This window comes from Chryseobacterium metallicongregator (assembly GCF_031324065.1).
GTDB lineage: Bacteria > Bacteroidota > Bacteroidia > Flavobacteriales > Weeksellaceae > Chryseobacterium > Chryseobacterium metallicongregator.
Map to the genome: position 1 here is coordinate 141,257 of NZ_JAVIXS010000021.1, position 18,297 is coordinate 159,553.

The following is an 18,297-nucleotide window of genomic DNA, read 5'->3' on the forward strand; positions in this document are numbered from 1 at the left end:
AAGAAAATTTATAAAGGTTTATTGATAAGGTCTAAGAATTCTCCTGACATATTCTGAGCTTTCAACACAAACTTATCAATTCTTGTTAAAAGGATATTATAACAGAAGTTAGCAGGAATCGCTACGGCTAAACCTACAGCGGTCTGTCCTAAAGCGGTATAGATCCCCTCTGAAAGTGTTTTCGGAGAGAAAGACCCTGTTGCGTGGGAAAGATTAAAGAAAGCAATAATCATCCCGATTACAGTACCTAAAAGTCCCAACATGGGTGCGATACTTGGTACTACAGCCAAAAGGTTCAGGTTTTTTTCCATATTGGCAACCTCTACCTGTGCCTGCGATTCCATAGCACTCACAATATCAGAAACTGGACGTCCTAATCTTGAAATTCCCTTTTCTAAAATTCTTCCTTCAGGAGAGTTTTGCGTTTTGCAATAATCGGCTGCTGCCTCTATTTTTCCGGCCTTGATGAAGTCTTCGATATTGTTCATGAAGTTGGAATCTGTTTTTGAGGTCAGCCTTTTGATAAAGAAAAATCTTTCAAAAAACAGATATAGAGAAAACACTCCCAATAGTAATACAGTGACCATCACTATTTTAGCGAAAGCTCCTCCGTGGAACATAATTTTCCAGAAGGAGAACTCTAAGTTGTCTGCAGCAACTGCAGGAGTAGCGATTTGTGCAAATAAAATCTGAGAAAGTTCCGTTAACAGCATTAAATGTAAATTTTATTAAATTTCAACGACAAATGTAGGAGAATATTATGAATTGAACTCTTAAAAATTGCTTAAAAACAACTTAAAATTTGTTACAATTTTGTAAACAGCAAATTTCTTTCCAAAAATAATTTTGAAAAGAAATTGGATATTAAAAGAATGAAGGTAGTGACTAATCTTCGTCTACCTCAATATCATCCTGTCCGAACTCACATTTTAATCTAAAAGGAATCGGAGTATCTGATCCGGTATAGAAATCATCAATGGTTCCTTTCCAGATGACCTGAAGCTCCCCTTCTTCATTTCTTTCAAAAAGAAGCTCATTATCATAGATATAAGCATCTTCGTCATCGAAAAGATCTACTTCTGTGTAGGTTTCTTCATCAGAATCATTGATTTTGATTGTTTTTCCTTCAATTTCCGCAGAATCAATAGGGAAATCGAACACTTCAAGTGAAAGCTGTGGAAAGTTGTACTGTAATGAATCATCATCTACGTGATCCAAACTGTCATCCGTAATCACTTCAACCTCTAAAAAATGTTGCTGGTTGCTGTAAACTGCTTTACAATAAGTATTTCTGATATTGTATTTTAGCGTTTCCTCCGGATGGTAAATTTTTAAAATCCCTTTCATTTTTTCTTAAAAAAGAACTGTAATAATATGATTGTTAAACGTTTTAGACAAAGATAAAAAATTGATTCAAAGTTAAAAGGATTTTGAAAATAATTTTTTAAAATCAATGCATACAATCATTCTGAATCTCCTAATAATACTTACTTTTGTTTCCATAAAGATTCTGAAAATGAAAAACATTTTATCGAAAAGTATTCTTGGATTAGGATTGATGATCGGTCTTGCTTCCTGCAAAAAATCGGATTCTCCCCTTACAAAAGTAACGCCCAGCAACCTGGATTCTATCGCTTCAAACTATTATGAGCAGTATCTTAAACTATATCCTTTAGATGCTACCGCACAAGGAGATACAAGATATAACGATCAGCTTCCTATCAATATTGATAAAGATTTTATCTCAGGAGAAATAGCATTCTACAATTCTGTGCAGAAACAGCTGGAACATGTAGATTATAAAACTCTTTCTGATGAAGATAAAGTAGTGTATGATGTGTTGGATTATACTTTAAAAGATAAAACTGAGGCCTACGCCTACCATCCGGAATATATTCCTTTCACCCAATTTGGAGGACTGCCGCTTACGTTCCCATTGTATGGAAGCGGAGAAGGAAACCAGCCTTTTAAAACAGAAAAAGACTACAGCGACTGGCTGAAAAGAATGGAAAAATTTCCTGACTGGATGAATGCAGCTACAGATAACTTCCGTGAGGGAATCAACAATAAAGTAGTGCTTCCTAAAAAACTGGTTGTCAAGATGATTCCTCAGATGAGAGCAGAGGAAATCACTACTTCCGATATGGAAAAGAATATTTTCTATGGCCCTATAAGAAAATTCCCAAAAAGCTTAACTCAAGCTCAGAAAGATAAATTTTCAGCTCTTTACAAGGATATTATCATCAAAAAAATCATTCCTGCTTATACTAAAATGGGAACATTTTTAGAAAAAGAATACCTTCCGAAAGCAAGAGATACAGATGGATACAACAGTCTTCCTAACGGAAACGAGATCTACAACTATTATGTAAAAAGCTGGACAACCACTAAGAAATCTCCTGAAGAAATTAATAAAATCGGACTTCAGCAGGTAGCTATGCTTCGTGCAGAAATGGAAAAAGTAAAACAACAGGTAGGCTTTACAGGAACGCTTGAAGAGTTTATCACTTTTGTAAAAACGGATCCAAAGGCAATGACTTATAAAACGTCTAAAGAGGTTTTAAATGCATTCAACGGAATCTTAACGAAAATCACTCCGAAGCTGAAAACAATGTTTAATGTAACGCCAAAAACAAAGTTTGAGATCAGACAGACAGAGAAATTCAGAGAGGCAAGTGCCAGTGCCGAATATATGCCGGGAACTCCGGATGGAAAAAGAGCAGGGATATTTTATGTTCCGCTTCCGGATCCTACAAAATTCAATGTTACTTCAGGAATGGAATCTCTTTTCCTTCATGAAGCCATTCCAGGGCACCACTATCAGGTTTCTCTTCAGCAGGAAAACACAAAGCTTCCTAAGTTCATGAGATTTGGATGGTTTGGTGCATACGGCGAAGGATGGGCACATTATTGTGAGACATTAGGCCCTGAATTCGGTTTATACACAGATCCTTACCAGAAAATGGGTTACCTGAGTGATCAGATGCTGAGAGCGGTAAGACTTGTTGTAGATACAGGACTTCATACCGGAAAAATGTCAAGAGAAGAGGCGATCAAATATTTCCTAAGTAATATTTCTTATGACGAGGGATCTGCCACTGCAGAAGTAGAAAGATATATGGCAATGCCGGGACAGGCATTAGGCTACAAAATAGGGTCTTTAAGAATCCGTGAGCTGAGAGAAAAATATCAGAAAGAACTGGGAAGCAAATTCAATCTGGCAAGCTTTCATGATGAAGTATTGAGCCAGGGATGTCTTCCTTTGGATGTTTTGAACAGAAAGATGGAACTTTGGGCTAAAAAACAAAAATAAAATTATATTAATAAAAAAGGGTACCGATTGAACGAAGTACCCTTTTTTATTTCATTCTTCTAAATAAACAAAATTGATATGATCACAGAAAGCCTCAGATCTCTTTTCAACAGAGATTTAAATAAATTAAAAACAGAGATAGAAGCCTATCAAAATGAAGAAAATCTTTGGAAAACTGATAAAAACATTTCCAATTCTGCTGGTAACCTAACCCTTCATCTGGTTGGAAATATCAATCATTTTATAGGAGCACAGCTTGGAAACACGGGCTACATCAGACATCGTGAGCTGGAATTTTCTTTAAAAGATGTTCCAAGAGCTGAACTTATTGAAAAAGTACAAGCCACCATAGCGATGATAGATTCTGTTCTGCCCCAATTGTCTGAAGAAGATCTTAAAAAAGAATATCCTTTGATTGTCTTTGAAAGCAAAATGACCACAGATTACTTTCTTATTCATCTGGTTGCTCATCTGGATTATCATTTGGGGCAGATCAATTACCATAGAAGGTTACTGGACATTTAATCCATCAATAAAAATTAACGCAACGATCAAAAAGTAATTGTTGCGTTTTCTTTTTCGTTCTCAAGGACGTTTCACATAGTCAGGGAAATATTGTCTTTGCTGAACGAAGTGCCCTTGCGAACTATTTCAACGTAATTTTTATAAAATCTTAGTGATCATAGCACTAAAACTACTGAATTACTTCTCGAACATCATTTTCGTAATAAAATCTTTCTCTCCTTTTCCTCTTGCCGGAGAATATTCTCTTCCATAGAAAATGATCTGGAGGTGAAGTTTGTTCCATACTTCTTCAGGGAATAAATTTTTAGCATCACGCTCTGTTTCCACCACATTTTTTCCGGAAGTAAGTTTCCATTGTGTCATCAGACGATGAATGTGTGTATCTACCGGAAAAGCAGGAAATCCAAATCCCTGGCTCATAACAACAGAAGCTGTCTTGTGCCCTACTCCAGGAAGTGCTTCTAATTCCTCATAAGTCTGTGGAACAATACCATTATGCCTTTCTAACAGAAGCTCAGCCATTCTCTTCAGGTTTTTAGCTTTTGTATTGGAAAGTCCGATTTCTTTGATCAGTTCTTTGATTTCAAATTCTTCAAGCTTAGCCATTCTTTGAGGAGTTCCTGCCACGGTAAAAAGATCAGGCGTAACCTGGTTAACTTTTTTATCCGTAGTCTGCGCAGAAAGTGCTACAGCAACCATTAATGTATAAGGATCGGTATGATCTAACGGAATAGGTGTAGTGGGATATAATTTTTCCAGTTCTATCTGAACGAGCTCAGCTCTTTGTTTTTTTGTCATGTATGCCTTAAATTTGAACAAAATTAAATCATTATGCTGAAAGTTGGAGATAAATTACCTGAATTTGAAGGATTCAATCAAGACGGAGAAACAGTAACCTCATCAAAATTAATTGGAAAAAAACTGGTCGTTTTCTTCTATCCGCAAGCGAATACACCAACCTGTACAGTGGAAGCCTGTAACCTGAGCGATAATTATTCTAAGCTTGAAAAAGCAGGGTTTCAATTACTGGGAGTAAGCGGTGACACAGTAAAGAAACAGAAAAATTTCCATAGCAAATTTGCATTCCCATATGATCTTATCGCAGATGAAAAACGAGATATTATCGAAAAATTCGGGGTATGGCAGGAGAAAAAAACGTTTGGAAAAACGTATATGGGAATTGTAAGAACCACTTTTATTTTTGATGAAAATGGAGTTTGTACAAGAGTGATTGAAAAAGTAACTTCAAAGACTGCTGCTGAGCAGATTCTGGAAGGTTAATTCTTTTTTGAAACACCAATGTCACAAATGCTTTCACAAATAACACGATTTATATCACTGTGTTATTTGTGAAAGTATTTTTTTGTCTTTATTATTCCGTTTCGTAGTAATTTAATTCTTCTGTTTCACCGGGAAGTGTAACGTGCTTTTTAAACCTTAACCCCAGCTTTTCGATCAGTTTTTGGGAAGAAATATTATCTTTTGAAATGATGGCAGATATTTTTGTTAATCCAAAGTCATCCATGCCAATAGATTTAACCTTCTGAGCAGCTTCATAAGCATATCCCTTACCTTCGAACTCTTCCAGAAGAGAATATCCTATATCGACGATATCCAGCCCTTCCCTTTCGAAGATTCCCACTGCACCTACTTTTTCATTTCCGTCTTTTGTTACTAAAAGATAGTTTCCAAATCCCAGTCTTTCAATCTGTGGAGCAAATCTGTTGAGAATATAATTTTCAGCATCTTCAATGGAATTTACATTGCGGTTGCCGATATGTTGAATGAATTTTGGTCTGTTATAAAGTTCAAAGACAAAATCTTTGTCTTCACGGGACATAGGGCGAAGGATTAATCGCTCAGTCTCATAGGTATTATTTGCGCTTGGGTGTTTTTTTGGGCTCATCTTTCTTTGGTTCTTCTTTTTTTTCGATTTTTAAAAGTCTCGGGTTATTAGCACATTTTTTATTGTAAAGCTCAATATAAGTTCCATTGTCTTTGACATTGCTTACAGCACCTGTAGATTTATTGACTGTGACTGTATAATGTGTTTTCTGGTATGGACATTCTTTTGAGGTTAGTTTTCCAAGGTCCAAATAGTAATTCGACTTATCTTCATGATAATTACCAGCAAGGTCCTTAAACTCCTCATCTACCATATATCCGTCAGCAGCTAATACAATAGCTGCTTCCTGAGCATTATCAATTCTATCTACAAATTTCTTCAATCCTTCGACATCCGTAATGTAATTTACTTTACCTCCTTCCGAATAAGCGATATAATAAAAGCTGTCTTCACTAGGGAAAAGATTGAATCCTGAGAATTGAGGAGTATAGTCTACCTTACCCGAAATCTTTATTTCCTGTCCTTTCCCATAGCTGTTGTATACCAACACCCATGAATCTGCCCTATTACCAGGGTTGATCTGCTGCAAAATAGCAGGAATGCTTGAAAACTTTTTCTTCTCCTGGGCAAATCCCAAGACTCCCAAAAGTAAAAATGTAAGAATTGTAAATCGGGTTGCAGTTTTAATCATAATTTAAAAATCAGCAGAAAATATACCAAATATTACATAAACTTCTCGCCTTTCTTAAAGTTTTTTAAGTCAAGAACATAATCTTTAATGAGCTGATCATTATCTCGAGGGCAGATAAGAAGCGCTTTATCTGTATCTACAACAATGTAGTTTTCAAGACCGTCAATGATCACTGCCTTGTTATTGTTCTTTAAACGGATGATATTCCCTTTTGAATTATAAGAAAGTAAATGTTTCAGTTTTACAGCATTTCCGTCTTTATCTTTTTCTGTATTTTCATATACGGAAGTCCATGTACCAAGATCACTCCAGCCTAAGTCTGAAGGAATCACGTAAACATTCTTTGCCTTCTCTAAAATCCCGTTATCAATGGAGATTTTCTGAACCTTTGGATAGATTGTTTCAATGCAGTTGTTTTCTTTTTCGGAGTTGTACTCACAAGCCATAAAATGCTGCATCATCTCAGGAAGATAGAGATCAAAAGCATGGTGGATACTTTTCACATTCCATACAAAAATTCCTGCATTCCAAAGGAAATCACCACTTTCCAAAAAGCTTTGGGCAATTTCAAGAATAGGTTTTTCTGTGAATGTTTTTACTTTAAAATATTCTGATCCTTTTTTTTCTACAAACTGAATATAGCCATAACCCGTGTCGGGTCTTGTTGGAGTTATCCCTAATGTTACCAGATAATCATGCTGTGAAGCCACCTCAAATGCCAGCTCCACTTTTTCCAGAAATACGTCCTCTTTAAGGATCAGATGATCTGCCGGCAATACAATCATTGTGGCATCCGGATTAATCTCAGCAATTTTGTTAGCCATATACAGATTACAAGCTGCTGTATTCTTCATCAACGGCTCACCCACAATATTCTCTTCAGGAATTTCCGGAAGCTGCTGATGGGAAACAGGAACATATTCTTTATTCGTGATCACGAATATCTGCTCTTTAGGAATTACCTTGCTGATTCGGTCATAGGTCTGCTGAATCATAGTACGCCCGGTTCCTAAAATATCCTGAAACTGTTTTGGAAATTTCTGCGTGCTCATAGGCCAGAACCGGCTTCCGATTCCCCCCGCCATTATAACGCAGTATCTATCTGATTTTAACATTCTTAGCTACATTTTTCTACCCTCGCTAAAGGCTTGAAAGAATACTTCCTTCCAGTAGCCAGGTTCTTACAAAGATAGTTTTTTTTAACCAGACCTTCTAATAAATACTTTTCGTTGCGATAGATAAAAAATTCTCCCTTTTTAAGTTCCTCGATAAATTGAAGAGTATCATCCTGTTTCTCAGTATGGAAATATCTTACCAGATCAGGGCTTGCCATGAAATTGGCTTTGGGTGATTTTGAAAATTTTATGATGATAGGTTTGAGTTCTTCATCATAAATCTCAAGACTTTCCAGGAGCATATTTCTGAAAGTTTCTTTCCATTCGTTGCCGTGTGGAGAAATTCTACGTCCATATTTTTCGAAAGCAATCAGATGGGCAAGCTCATGAGTGAGTACAAAGAAAAAAAGCTGCGGGGTAAGGGTAGAGTTTACCGTAATTTCATGAGAATTGTCCGGAAGTTTTCTGTAATCTCCCAGCTTTGAATTTCTGTTTCTTGTGACCTTTATATGTATATAGAAATCTGAAAACCAGATTCTTAAATATTTAAGAGTATTTTGAGGTAAATATTTCTCTAACGATTTAATTGGCATTTTACAAACTTAATGGAATTCCTGCATAGAAATTCAATAGTTTAAGACTAAAAAGATAATTATATTTTGCCTGCGCTACTGATCCCTGTGCATTTGCATAATTATTTCTCGCCACATTGACGTCATAGATGGTTGTTCTTCCCGCAGTATAACTTTTATCAGCAAAATCAAGAGCCAGTTTCGAGCTTTTTTCTGCTTCTACTGCTGACAGGTAGGTTTCATAATTGGCATCAGCATCAAACTGTGCTTTCTGTACGTTTTGTCTTACAGTCTGTTTCTGTTGTTCCAGGGAATTCTTAGCTAAACTTTCATTTATTTTAGACTGTTCTACCTGAAGTTTTGTTTTTCCTTTATTGAAGATAGGAATATTAAGTGATAATCCTACATTTTGTCCAAACTGATCTTTGTATTGTTCAAAAAAAGTTCCCTGAATAGTACCTGGCATAGGATCAAACTGCCTGTTATAGAAAGTATTAAGACCTGCACTGGCTGTTAACGTTGGCCAGAATGCTGTTTTGGTTACCTCAGTTTGTGCTTCGGCAGATCTTATGCGGCTTTCCGCTGCTTTGATCTGCGGTTGTATCTCATACGCCGTTGTAAGCACTTCATCTGCGGTAGTAAGCTGCAACTCAAGTTTTTCCGGAATATTCACATCTTCCACATCAAAACCCTTATAATCCGAAAGCTGTAAAAGCTGAACGATGGCAAACAAAGCACGGCCTACATTTACTTCTGCTGTTTTAAGATTTTGTTTTTCTCTTGCCAATGCAGCTTCAGCCTCTGCAAGAACCGTTTGGGAAGTTGTTCCAACCTGAGTTGTAATTTTAGCTCTGTCAAATTGTTTCTGCGCATTATCCACGGCACTCTGAGAGATTTTAACAATCTCTTTATTCAACAAAGTGGTCAGATATTGCTGAGCAATCTGAAGAGAAATATCATTTTTAATGGTTTCAATGTCATATTGACTTGCTTCTACATCAAACTGAGCCTTTCTTACATTCTTCTCTAGTCTTCCATTATTATACACCAAAACATCGGCTCCCAGACCAACACTGTTATTGAACCTATCATTTCTAAAGCTTCCGGCTCCTAATGATCCTTGTCCGAAACTCACCCCACTCGTCACACTTCCAGATAGGGAAGGTAAATATTCTTTTTGGGCTGCTTTAAGGTTGTATTCTTGGTTTTGTTTGTTATACTGATTTTGGATAACCTGAAGATTATGCTCAACTGCATAGCTTACACATTCTTTTAAGGACCATTTCTTCTGAGCGCTTAAACCCAGATAACCTAATCCAAAAACGATGATCCAAACTTTTTTCATATTGTATATGTTTATTTGTTTTTAATGGTCATATGGAATCGTGTTATCTTCATGAGTAGTATACCATGTAAATCACAGCGATTTCATATTAAGATTTTTCAATATTAGACGAATTAAATATAAAAAAGTTACAGATTGAAAAATTATATTTTATTTTAAAAAAACTTTTGGGAATTTTGCACTATGACAAATGAACAATATCAGGAAGCTATCGACTGGCTTTTCGTACAGATGCCCAACTATCAGATAGATGGACAGAAGGCTTATAAACCTGGGCTTAATAACATTACAAAGCTTTGTGCTTTCTTTGGAAATCCTCAGGATAAAATAAAATGTATTCACATTGGCGGTACTAATGGAAAAGGTTCTTCAAGCAATATGCTGGCATCGGTTCTTCAGGAAGCTGGTTATAAAACCGGATTATACAATTCTCCGCACCTTATAGACTTCACGGAGCGAATAAAGGTGAATGGAAAAAACTGTAATAAAGAATTTGTCTTTGATTTTATTCAAAAATTAAAAACGATTCCGGAAGATATCCGTCCCTCTTTCTTCGAGTTTACAACCATCATGGCTTTTGAATATTTTTATCAGCAGCAGGTAGATTTTGCCATTATTGAAGTAGGATTGGGAGGAAGACTGGATTCCACCAATATTATCAATCCATTGATTTCGGCTATTACTAATGTTCAGCTGGATCATCAGAATATTCTTGGAGATACCATCGAAGAAATTGCCACCGAGAAAGCTGGAATTATTAAAAGCAATATCCCTATTATTTCCGGTGACGAGAATGAAGCCGTTAGAAATATCATTCAGGAGAAAGCAACGAAAGAAAATGCACCGTTTATAGATGCTACTCTTATAAATACCAACCTTGAATCTGATCTGAAAGGAAATTACCAGAAAAAGAATATCAGGGTTGTCTTAGCTGCGGTAGAAGAATTAAAAAAACTGGGAGTCCTTATTTCTGATGAAGATCTTGAAAACGGATTGCTTCATGTTCATCAGAATACAGGATTTATTGGCCGTTGGTTTGAGTTTTCACAAAATCCGCTTACGATTTGTGATACGGGGCACAATCAGGCAGGTTTGGAGTATGTTTTTTCACAATTAAATTCAATTAACAAACACAAGCATGTTATTTTGGGGTTTGTGAACGACAAAAAAATAGATGATGTGATGAAACTACTTCCTGAAAATTCTGAGTTCTATTTTGCAAAACCATCCATTAACAGGGGAAGACATCCCGAAGATTACGAAAACCTGCTTAAGGAGACGAAAATTTTTTATAAAATTTTTGATTCCGTACAGGAAGCGTATCTGTCTGCAAAAGAACGATGTACAAACGAAGAAATGATTTTTATTGGCGGAAGCAACTTTGTAGTGGGAGATTTTTTGGAAAAAAATTTGGAGATTAAAGAATAAGTCGTATATTTGCACCACTCTAAACAAGAGAACAAGTCTAGAGGGTTCTTAGCTCAGTTGGTTCAGAGCATCTGGTTTACACCCAGAGGGTCGGGGGTTCGAATCCCTCAGGACCCACAGAAAAGGAAACGAAACCTTTCAAAAAAATTCGGGTTCTTAGCTCAGTTGGTTCAGAGCATCTGGTTTACACCCAGAGGGTCGGGGGTTCGAATCCCTCAGGACCCACAAAAAATCTCTCAGATTTCTGGGAGATTTTTTTATTTTTATCCTGATCAATATTTCTGCGATGAAACCAATATTTGTATTTCTAATTTTTCTTTTATTTTTTTCAAAAAACTATTCTCAAATAATTATTGAAAGAGCAGTGATTACAAAAAACTCAGGCAATGCAGATCCAAATTTTGATAACGCCAGAAGATTTGAAAGCTCCTTAGATATTAAAAATATGGATTATATTAATCCGGAACAGGTATATTCAAAGATTTTTATTTTTATTGGTGATAATAAAGTTTTCTATCAGGAGTGCTATCCTTCCGAAAAAGTTAAGTTAATCAACCATTCAATAAGAGATTCTAATTTCGAGAGAATATTAAAAAAAGAAACTTTTACATTTAAAATCCAAAAAAAATCTCTCATTCTCAAAAACACTAAAAATAACTCCGAATTAATTCTGAGAATAGATAAATCTGGAGAATATGTAAAGTTAATTAATGAAAAAACAAAAGATATCTATATAGCATTAGAGAAAAAAATATCTGAAAAATAAAAATCTGAGATTAGTAATCCTTTAGTGATATTCTTACCTTTGTCACTTTGGTATTAAACATCCGTTTTTTTGAATAAATTCCATATCATATCATTCAATTATCCCTACCCTCCTTCTTATGGTGGAATCATTGATGTGTATTATAAAATCAAGGCTTTATCTGATCTTGGAATAAAAATTCACCTACATTGTTTTGTAGACCAGATCCCTGATAAGATTGATCCGGAAGTCAAAGAGATTACGGAAAATGTGTCTTTTTATCAAAAGAAAAAGAACCCTTTGCTTTATTTCTCGTCAACTCCTTTCGCAGCTGCTATCAGAAATTCTGAAGAACTCATTAAAAATCTGGAAAGGAATAAAGCACCTATCCTGTTCGAAGGCCTACAGACAACCTCTATAATACGGTTTCTGAGAAATAATGACCACCAATTCTATCTTCGCTACCATAATAACGAAACAGAGTATTATAAAGGTCTTTCTGTGTCAGAGAAAAACATATTCAAAAAGCTCATCTACAAAATTGAATCTTTAAAGCATACCAGATATCAGAAAAAACTTTTAAAGAAATTTGAAGCCGTATTCTGCCTGTCTGAAAAGGAATATAATGAAGTAGAAACTTATTCGGGAAATGCCCATCTGATTCATATCTTTCATGGTAATGAATCGGTAAAGGAATTGGATACAAAAGGAAAGTATTTTCTTTTTCATGGAGACCTTAGTACCGCTGACAACAAAAGAGCATTGAATGAGACTATTGACTTATTTAAAACCCTTCCACAATATCAATTAATTGTAGCCTCAGATCGTGCCACTGAAGATATTAAAAGAAAGATTTCCACAGTTGAAAACATCAGCCTCACTCCTATTCAGACCACTGAAAATCTTCTTAGGCTTCTGAAAGATGCTCATGGCAATATCTTGATTTCTTATCAGAATTCGGGCACAAAAGTGAAGCTTTTTAATACGCTTTACAACAGCCGTTTTGTCATCATCAGTGAAAATATTACAGATGATCCTATTTTGAAGAGTGTATGCCTGTTTGGATCTGATATGAATGAAATTCGCCAACGAATTATCACCTCAGCTGAAAAAGAGTATCACGACACCGAAAAGAGAAAGGAAGTCTTAGAAAAAAAACATTCCGATAAAGCTAAGGCTCATGAGATGCTAAAGATTATTTTTAAAAATTAATCCTGTCCACCACTTTCTGAATATTGAATTCTTCAAGGCAGGCCCAGTCGCCTCTGTAACATTCTTTATCTCCAAAAACCGAACATGGTCTGCAGCTCAGATCTTTCACCTGAACAACATCTTCTTCACTCTGCCCAAATCCTAAAAATCCTGCATATGGATGAGTCGCTCCCCAAATAGAAACACATCTCGTTCCTACAAGACTTGCAAGATGCATATTGGCAGAATCCATAGATATCATCAGTTTGAGCCCGGCAATATAATTGAGTTCTTCTGTAAGGTTTAATTTTCCGGCAAGGTTTTTTGTATTAGGAATCTCTTCTTCCCATTTTTCAAGAGTTTCCGTTTCTTTTTTACCTCCTCCAAAGAAATATACTGTATGTTTCTGAGCCAGAATCCTAACCAGTTCATAGGATTTCTCCAAAGGAAGCATTTTTCCTTTATGCTGAGCAAAAGGAGCAAACCCAATTCCTGATTTTTGTTCTGAAACCGGTCTTAATTGATGAGAGAGTTCAACTTTGAATCCCATTTCACGGAAAACGTCAGCGTAGCGTTCTACGGTTTTTTTCAGTTGCACTTTTTCCAGGTTCCAGACATCCGTAAGATGTTCTTTCTCCTCTTTACCTTTGTTTATCTTAAAAACCTTAAGTCCTTTTCTTCTGTATATCCTGTCTAAAATCTTCGTTCGGATTACATCATGAAGGTTAGCAATACAATCCGGATTAAATTCACGGATCAGTTCATTGCTAAGTTTCCTTAATCCAAAAAAGCCTTTGTAATCATCCAGATCAATCCCCTTAAAAGTTACATTAGGAACTCCCGCAAAAAGAGCCTCAAAATTTTTCCTGGAAACCATAATAATTTCCACACCGGGGTTCTGCTCCAGAAATTCTCTGAAAACAGGCACAGTCATCGCAACATCTCCGAATGCGGAAAAACGATATGCTAAAATTCTGGTCACGGCTATGATTTCAGTTGGTAAGCAACTGCATAAAACTTGATCTGCTTTGTCATCGCCATCAGTCCGTTCGCTCTGGAAGGTGAAAGAAATTCCTGTAATCCTATTTCTGCAATAAAATCAAAATCAGAATCCAGAATTTCCTGAGTGGAATGTCCACTGTAAATACTTACTAAAAGAGAAACGATCCCTTTTGGTAGAATACCATCAGAATCTGCATTAAAGAAAAGTTTCCCGTCTTTAAATTCAGCATCAATCCAAACTTTGCTCTGGCAGCCCTTAATCAGATTTTCTTCGGTTTTCTTATCTTCAGCTAAGCCTTTCAGTTCTTTTCCAAGATCAATGATATACTCATACTTTTGCTCCCAATCGTCAAGAAAAGCGAATTCGTCTATTATTTCCTGCTGTTTTTCTTTAATGGTCATTTTAAATCAAATTTCTTTTGCAAAGATAACCAATTTTGTAAAAATTATTTACGTGATGCTTTTTCAAAAAGTTGCAGGATTTTTGTTTCTTCATTCTCCCAGCAAAAAACATCTGCTGCCTTATTTAATTCGCTTTGATAACGCTGTCTTCCTCTCTGAAGAACAAGATTAATTGCTTTCTCAATGGTTTCAGGCTGATGATCCGGAATAATTTCTCCTACATCAAATTGATTTTTTATCCTTTGCATCTCCGGAAAATTAATCATCACAAGCGGCACTCTCGATTGGATATAGTCACAAACCTTATTAGGAAGTGAATAATAGTAACTTACTCCATTGTTTTCTTCAAGACTGAATCCAGCATCAGCTGTTCTGGTTATTTCCCTGAGGTTTTCCGGTTTCAGCTTGCCCAGGAAAAATACTTTATCCTGCAGTTTTTCCTGAATAACAAGTTCCTCATATTCTTTTTTCTTCGGCCCATCCCCTGCAATTTTCAGAACAGCATCTTTAATGTGATGCATGGCGACAATCATTTTTTCTATACCTCTGGATTGATTAATCGCTCCCTGATATAAAATAATTTTTGGATGATTCTCAGGAATTTCCGGTACAGAAAGAATTTTTCTCGGAATATTTCTAACCACTACAGGATTCACATTGTATTGCTCATGAAACCATTCGGCATAGCTTTCACTTTCTGTCATCATCAGTTTCATATGAGGAACCAGCTTTCTTTCAAGCACTCTCCAGAATTTCTGAGAAAATCTGTTTTGAACGGATGGCATTTCTGTGAAAATTTCATGACTGTCAAAGACTAAAGGAATGTTCAGTTTTCTGGCAATGAGATAATTTGGCAGAAGTGCATCTATGTCATTAGCATGAAGGATAGTATCTTTGTCCGCTTTTTTCTTTAATTCTTTATAGAGTTTCCAGTTGAATTCAAAATAAGCAGTCTTCAGGCTTTTTGATTTCAATCTAATCCTTGAAAAGGAATAAGGACGCTCCATTTTTTCATTCCCTTCCCAATCATTACCGATCAGATCTATGGAATAACCGTTATCAAAAAGGGTTTTGCACACCTTTTCTATCCGTTGGTCAGTATACAGATTACTAAAAGCAGAAGTAATTATTTTTTTCCTCATCAACTCTTCTTACCTAGTATTAAATGATAGATCTGAATGAAGCAGATTAATCCGTTTGGTATAATTACTGGCCAAAGCGGTCCGCTAAAGAAGCCATAAATGACAAAACAAATGCAGCCAATCATATTGACAATTCTGATTTTTCTTACATCTTTCAGTATGAAACTCAATACGATAAAAAGAGAAGCAGAATAGCCGATGTAAGTGGTAAGTTCAGGATTCATGGGGAAAATTTAAGGATAACAAACTTAATCATTTTCAATAAGATAATAAAATTTTTTCTGCCATAAAGTCATTAATTGATTTTTGGTAAAATATTTGTAATTTAGATAATGAATAAAAGGTAATGTTGCCTTTGTTCTAATGAGATATATTATGGATTATAAGTTTTCACAAGGTTTGAGCCAAGTGTTCAAACAAAGCAAAAGCGAAGCTAAAAGGCTGAAAAGTGAATTTCTTAATACAGAACATCTACTTTTAGGTATTATAAAAACGGAAAACTCTGCAAAAGAAATCCTTCAAAACCTTAATGCGGATTTAACACAAATCAGAAGAAAAATTGAAACTTTAAATACAGCAAGTCTTAATCCTATTTCTGAAGAGGTTACCAATATTTCTTTCACTAAGATGGCAGACCATGCCATTAAACGTGCAGAGTTAGAATGCCGTCAATATAAAAGCAATGAAATTAATACCGTTCACCTGCTTTTAGGTATTCTTTATAAATATGAAGATCCTACTTCAAATATTCTGGGAGCTTATGACATCGACTACGAAGGAGTTTCAAGAGAATACCAGACTATGCTTAAAAATTCAGGGCAGTCTCCTCAGATGAGTGCTTACGATGACGATGACGAGAGAGAAGAATTTGAGCAAATGAGAAAGCCTACAGGAAATCTAGGTTCTGCAAAAAGTAAAACGCCTACATTGGATAACTTTGGTAGAGACCTTACTTCTTTGGCAAGAGATGGAAAACTAGACCCAGTAATCGGGCGTGAAAAAGAAATTGAGAGAGTTTCTCAGATCTTATCGCGTAGAAAGAAAAACAACCCACTTCTTATCGGGGAGCCGGGAGTTGGTAAGTCTGCCATTGCTGAAGGTTTAGCACTAAGAATTCAACAGAAAAAAGTGTCGAGGGTTCTTTACGGAAAACGTGTGATCACTTTAGACCTGGCAAGTTTAGTTGCCGGAACTAAATACCGTGGTCAGTTTGAAGAAAGAATGAAGGCGATTATGACGGAACTGGAGAAAAACAGAGATGTCATCCTATTTATTGATGAGCTTCATACGATTGTAGGAGCCGGAAGTTCTACGGGAAGTTTAGATGCTTCCAATATGTTCAAACCGGCTTTGGCAAGAGGTGAAATTCAATGCATCGGGGCAACTACCCTGGATGAATACCGTCAGTATATTGAAAAAGACGGAGCTTTAGAAAGAAGATTCCAGAAAGTAATGGTGGAACCTACTTCTATTGATGAAACCGTTCAGATCTTGAATCAGATCAAAGATAAATATGAGGAACATCATAATGTAATCTATACTCCGGAAGCAATTCTGGCTTGTGTCAATTTGACCTCAAGATATATTACAGACCGTTTCTTACCGGACAAAGCAATCGATGCCATGGACGAAGCCGGATCCCGCGTTTATATTAAAAACATGAAAGTTCCTACAGAAATCATTGATTTTGAAAAGAAAATCGAAGATATCAAAGAACTGAAACAGAAGGCTGTAAAAGCTCAGGACTATCTTGAAGCAAGAAAGCTGAAAGATGAAGAGGAACGTCTTCAAATGGAACTGAATGCTGCTCAGGAAAAATGGGACAAAGATGTAAAAGAGAAAAAAGAAACCGTAACAGAAGAAAATGTAGCGGAAGTGGTTTCTATGATGAGTGGTGTTCCGGTAACGAAAGTTGGTAAGAACGAGCTTGACAAATTGGCCCAAATGGATGAGAAGCTGAACGGAAAAGTAATCGGTCAGGAAGATGCAGTGAAAAAAGTAGTGAAAGCTATTCAAAGAAACAGAGCAGGTCTTAAAGACCCTAACCGCCCTATTGGTACCTTTATTTTCCTTGGAACAACCGGGGTTGGTAAAACCGAATTGGCAAAGGTAATGGCAAGAGAACTTTTCGAATCTGATGAATCTCTGATCAGAATTGACATGAGTGAATACATGGAGAAATTTGCGGTTTCAAGATTGGTTGGTGCGCCTCCGGGATACGTAGGATACGAAGAAGGTGGTCAGCTGACAGAAGCGGTAAGAAGAAAGCCTTATGCGGTGGTTCTTTTGGATGAGATTGAAAAAGCTCACCCGGATGTATTCAATATTCTGTTACAGATTTTGGATGAAGGACACGTTACAGACAGCTTAGGAAGAAAAATTGACTTTAGAAATACTATCATTATTCTTACCTCAAACATCGGAACCAGAGATCTTAAAGACTTTGGAGATGGTGTAGGATTCGGAACTTCTGCGAAGAAAACCACTTCAGATTCAAGAGCAAGAAGTACCATTGAAAGTGCTCTTAAAAAAGCATTTGCTCCAGAATTCTTAAACAGAATTGATGATATTGTAATCTTCAACTCTCTTGTACAGGATGATATCAAGAAAATTATCGATATTGAACTGAACAAACTGTATGGCAGACTTGAAAAACTAGGATATAAAGTAGATCTTACTGAAGAAGCGAAAGACTTTATTTCTGAAAAAGGATGGGATAAAGATTTCGGAGCAAGACCATTGAAACGTGCCATCCAGAAATATATTGAAGACTTATTGGCAGAAATGCTGGTAAACAAGCAATTGAATGAAGGAGAAACCGTGGTTCTTGACCTTAATGAAGCAAAAGACGGATTGATCGGAAAAACGCAAAAAGCTAAGAAATCCGCTGAAAAGTCTTCTCAATCTTAATTAAATAAGAAATTAAATTTCAATAAAAAATCCCCGGGAAGTTTCCCGGGGATTTTTATTTTTATATGTT

Annotated in this window: 19 protein-coding genes and 2 tRNA genes; 9 read left to right on the plus strand and 12 right to left on the minus strand. The window is 36.1% G+C overall.

Features of this window, described 5'->3' with window-relative positions; all coding sequences use genetic code 11:
- Window positions 1-8: 8 nt before the first annotated feature.
- Together REB14_RS22970 and REB14_RS22975 are read right to left on the minus strand one after the other, a co-directional pair.
- Window positions 9-713: a MotA/TolQ/ExbB proton channel family protein gene (locus REB14_RS22970; RefSeq protein ID WP_047426580.1), complete on the minus strand. Its 705-nt coding sequence runs from the start codon at window positions 711-713 to the stop codon at window positions 9-11.
- Window positions 714-885: 172 nt separating this feature from the next.
- Window positions 886-1,347, minus strand: coding sequence for a hypothetical protein (locus REB14_RS22975; protein ID WP_309523390.1), 462 nt, complete (start codon window positions 1,345-1,347; stop codon window positions 886-888).
- Window positions 1,348-1,516: 169 nt separating this feature from the next.
- Here REB14_RS22975 and REB14_RS22980 point away from each other — a divergent pair, with 169 nt between their 5' ends.
- Both REB14_RS22980 and REB14_RS22985 read left to right on the plus strand, forming a co-directional pair.
- Window positions 1,517-3,313, plus strand: a complete 1,797-nt coding sequence (locus REB14_RS22980) for a DUF885 domain-containing protein (protein WP_309523391.1) — start codon at window positions 1,517-1,519, stop codon at window positions 3,311-3,313.
- A gap of 78 nt (window positions 3,314-3,391) precedes the next feature.
- Window positions 3,392-3,838, plus strand: coding sequence for a DinB family protein (locus tag REB14_RS22985; protein WP_185117006.1), 447 nt, complete (start codon window positions 3,392-3,394; stop codon window positions 3,836-3,838).
- A gap of 177 nt (window positions 3,839-4,015) precedes the next feature.
- On the opposite strand, the gene REB14_RS22990 is transcribed toward REB14_RS22985, so the two are convergent.
- Entirely contained in the window at window positions 4,016-4,636 is a 621-nt protein-coding gene (locus REB14_RS22990; RefSeq protein WP_309523392.1) for an endonuclease III domain-containing protein, read from the minus strand.
- 33 nt (window positions 4,637-4,669) lie between these two features.
- On the opposite strand from REB14_RS22990, the gene bcp reads away from it, so the two are divergent.
- Window positions 4,670-5,119 carry a thioredoxin-dependent thiol peroxidase gene (gene bcp, locus REB14_RS22995; protein WP_079243729.1) on the plus strand — a complete coding sequence of 150 codons (450 nt, stop codon included), beginning with the start codon at window positions 4,670-4,672 and terminating at the stop codon, window positions 5,117-5,119.
- A 91-nt stretch (window positions 5,120-5,210) separates the two neighbouring features.
- Here bcp and REB14_RS23000 read toward each other — a convergent pair whose 3' ends face one another.
- From REB14_RS23000 to REB14_RS23020, 5 genes are read right to left on the minus strand one after another with little or no spacing between them, the layout of a single operon-like run.
- Window positions 5,211-5,744 (minus strand): GNAT family N-acetyltransferase, encoded by a 534-nt coding sequence (locus REB14_RS23000; RefSeq protein WP_079243728.1) that lies wholly within the window; start codon window positions 5,742-5,744, stop codon window positions 5,211-5,213.
- Window positions 5,713-6,375, minus strand: a complete 663-nt coding sequence (locus REB14_RS23005) for a hypothetical protein (RefSeq protein WP_079243727.1) — start codon at window positions 6,373-6,375, stop codon at window positions 5,713-5,715. Before REB14_RS23005 ends, REB14_RS23000 begins: the two co-directional genes overlap by 32 nt.
- 32 nt (window positions 6,376-6,407) lie before the next feature.
- Window positions 6,408-7,490, minus strand: a complete 1,083-nt coding sequence (locus REB14_RS23010) for a mannose-1-phosphate guanylyltransferase (RefSeq protein ID WP_238594320.1) — start codon at window positions 7,488-7,490, stop codon at window positions 6,408-6,410.
- Window positions 7,491-7,492: 2 nt separating this feature from the next.
- On the minus strand, window positions 7,493-8,083 hold the full coding sequence (locus REB14_RS23015; protein ID WP_309523393.1) for a SprT-like domain-containing protein: 591 nt from the start codon (window positions 8,081-8,083) through the stop codon (window positions 7,493-7,495).
- A gap of 1 nt (window position 8,084) precedes the next feature.
- A complete protein-coding gene (locus tag REB14_RS23020) occupies window positions 8,085-9,407 on the minus strand; it encodes a TolC family protein (protein WP_309523394.1) in 1,323 nt (440 codons plus the stop codon).
- A gap of 183 nt (window positions 9,408-9,590) precedes the next feature.
- Between REB14_RS23020 and REB14_RS23025 the strand changes: the two genes are divergently transcribed.
- The 5 genes from REB14_RS23025 to REB14_RS23045 all read left to right on the plus strand — a co-directional run bounded on the left by REB14_RS23025 (window position 9,591) and on the right by REB14_RS23045 (window position 12,792).
- A complete protein-coding gene (locus REB14_RS23025; RefSeq protein WP_309523395.1) occupies window positions 9,591-10,835 on the plus strand; it encodes a bifunctional folylpolyglutamate synthase/dihydrofolate synthase in 1,245 nt (414 codons plus the stop codon).
- A 42-nt stretch (window positions 10,836-10,877) separates the two neighbouring features.
- Window positions 10,878-10,952, plus strand: a tRNA-Val gene (locus tag REB14_RS23030).
- A gap of 33 nt (window positions 10,953-10,985) precedes the next feature.
- Window positions 10,986-11,060 (plus strand) — tRNA-Val (locus REB14_RS23035).
- A 61-nt stretch (window positions 11,061-11,121) separates the two neighbouring features.
- Window positions 11,122-11,601, plus strand: a complete 480-nt coding sequence (locus tag REB14_RS23040) for a hypothetical protein (protein WP_309523396.1) — start codon at window positions 11,122-11,124, stop codon at window positions 11,599-11,601.
- 69 nt (window positions 11,602-11,670) lie between these two features.
- A complete protein-coding gene (locus tag REB14_RS23045) occupies window positions 11,671-12,792 on the plus strand; it encodes a hypothetical protein (protein ID WP_079243722.1) in 1,122 nt (373 codons plus the stop codon).
- Here the strand turns inward: REB14_RS23045 and REB14_RS23050 are convergent.
- From REB14_RS23050 to REB14_RS23065, 4 genes are read right to left on the minus strand one after another with little or no spacing between them, the layout of a single operon-like run.
- On the minus strand, window positions 12,782-13,705 hold the full coding sequence (locus REB14_RS23050) for a glycosyltransferase family 9 protein (RefSeq protein WP_079244027.1): 924 nt from the start codon (window positions 13,703-13,705) through the stop codon (window positions 12,782-12,784). The two genes, REB14_RS23045 and REB14_RS23050, sit on opposite strands and share 11 nt — an antisense overlap.
- Window positions 13,706-13,755: 50 nt before the next feature.
- Complete coding sequence (locus REB14_RS23055; protein ID WP_079243721.1) at window positions 13,756-14,175, minus strand: SufE family protein; 420 nt, start codon at window positions 14,173-14,175, stop codon at window positions 13,756-13,758.
- A 44-nt stretch (window positions 14,176-14,219) separates the two neighbouring features.
- Window positions 14,220-15,317, minus strand: a complete 1,098-nt coding sequence (locus tag REB14_RS23060; RefSeq protein ID WP_079243720.1) for a glycosyltransferase — start codon at window positions 15,315-15,317, stop codon at window positions 14,220-14,222.
- Window positions 15,317-15,541 carry a uroporphyrinogen decarboxylase gene (locus REB14_RS23065; RefSeq protein WP_079243719.1) on the minus strand — a complete coding sequence of 75 codons (225 nt, stop codon included), beginning with the start codon at window positions 15,539-15,541 and terminating at the stop codon, window positions 15,317-15,319. Before REB14_RS23065 ends, REB14_RS23060 begins: the two co-directional genes overlap by 1 nt.
- A gap of 151 nt (window positions 15,542-15,692) precedes the next feature.
- Between REB14_RS23065 and REB14_RS23070 the strand changes: the two genes are divergently transcribed.
- Window positions 15,693-18,227, plus strand: a complete 2,535-nt coding sequence (locus tag REB14_RS23070) for an ATP-dependent Clp protease ATP-binding subunit (protein WP_079244026.1) — start codon at window positions 15,693-15,695, stop codon at window positions 18,225-18,227.
- Window positions 18,228-18,297: the final 70 nt, after the last annotated feature.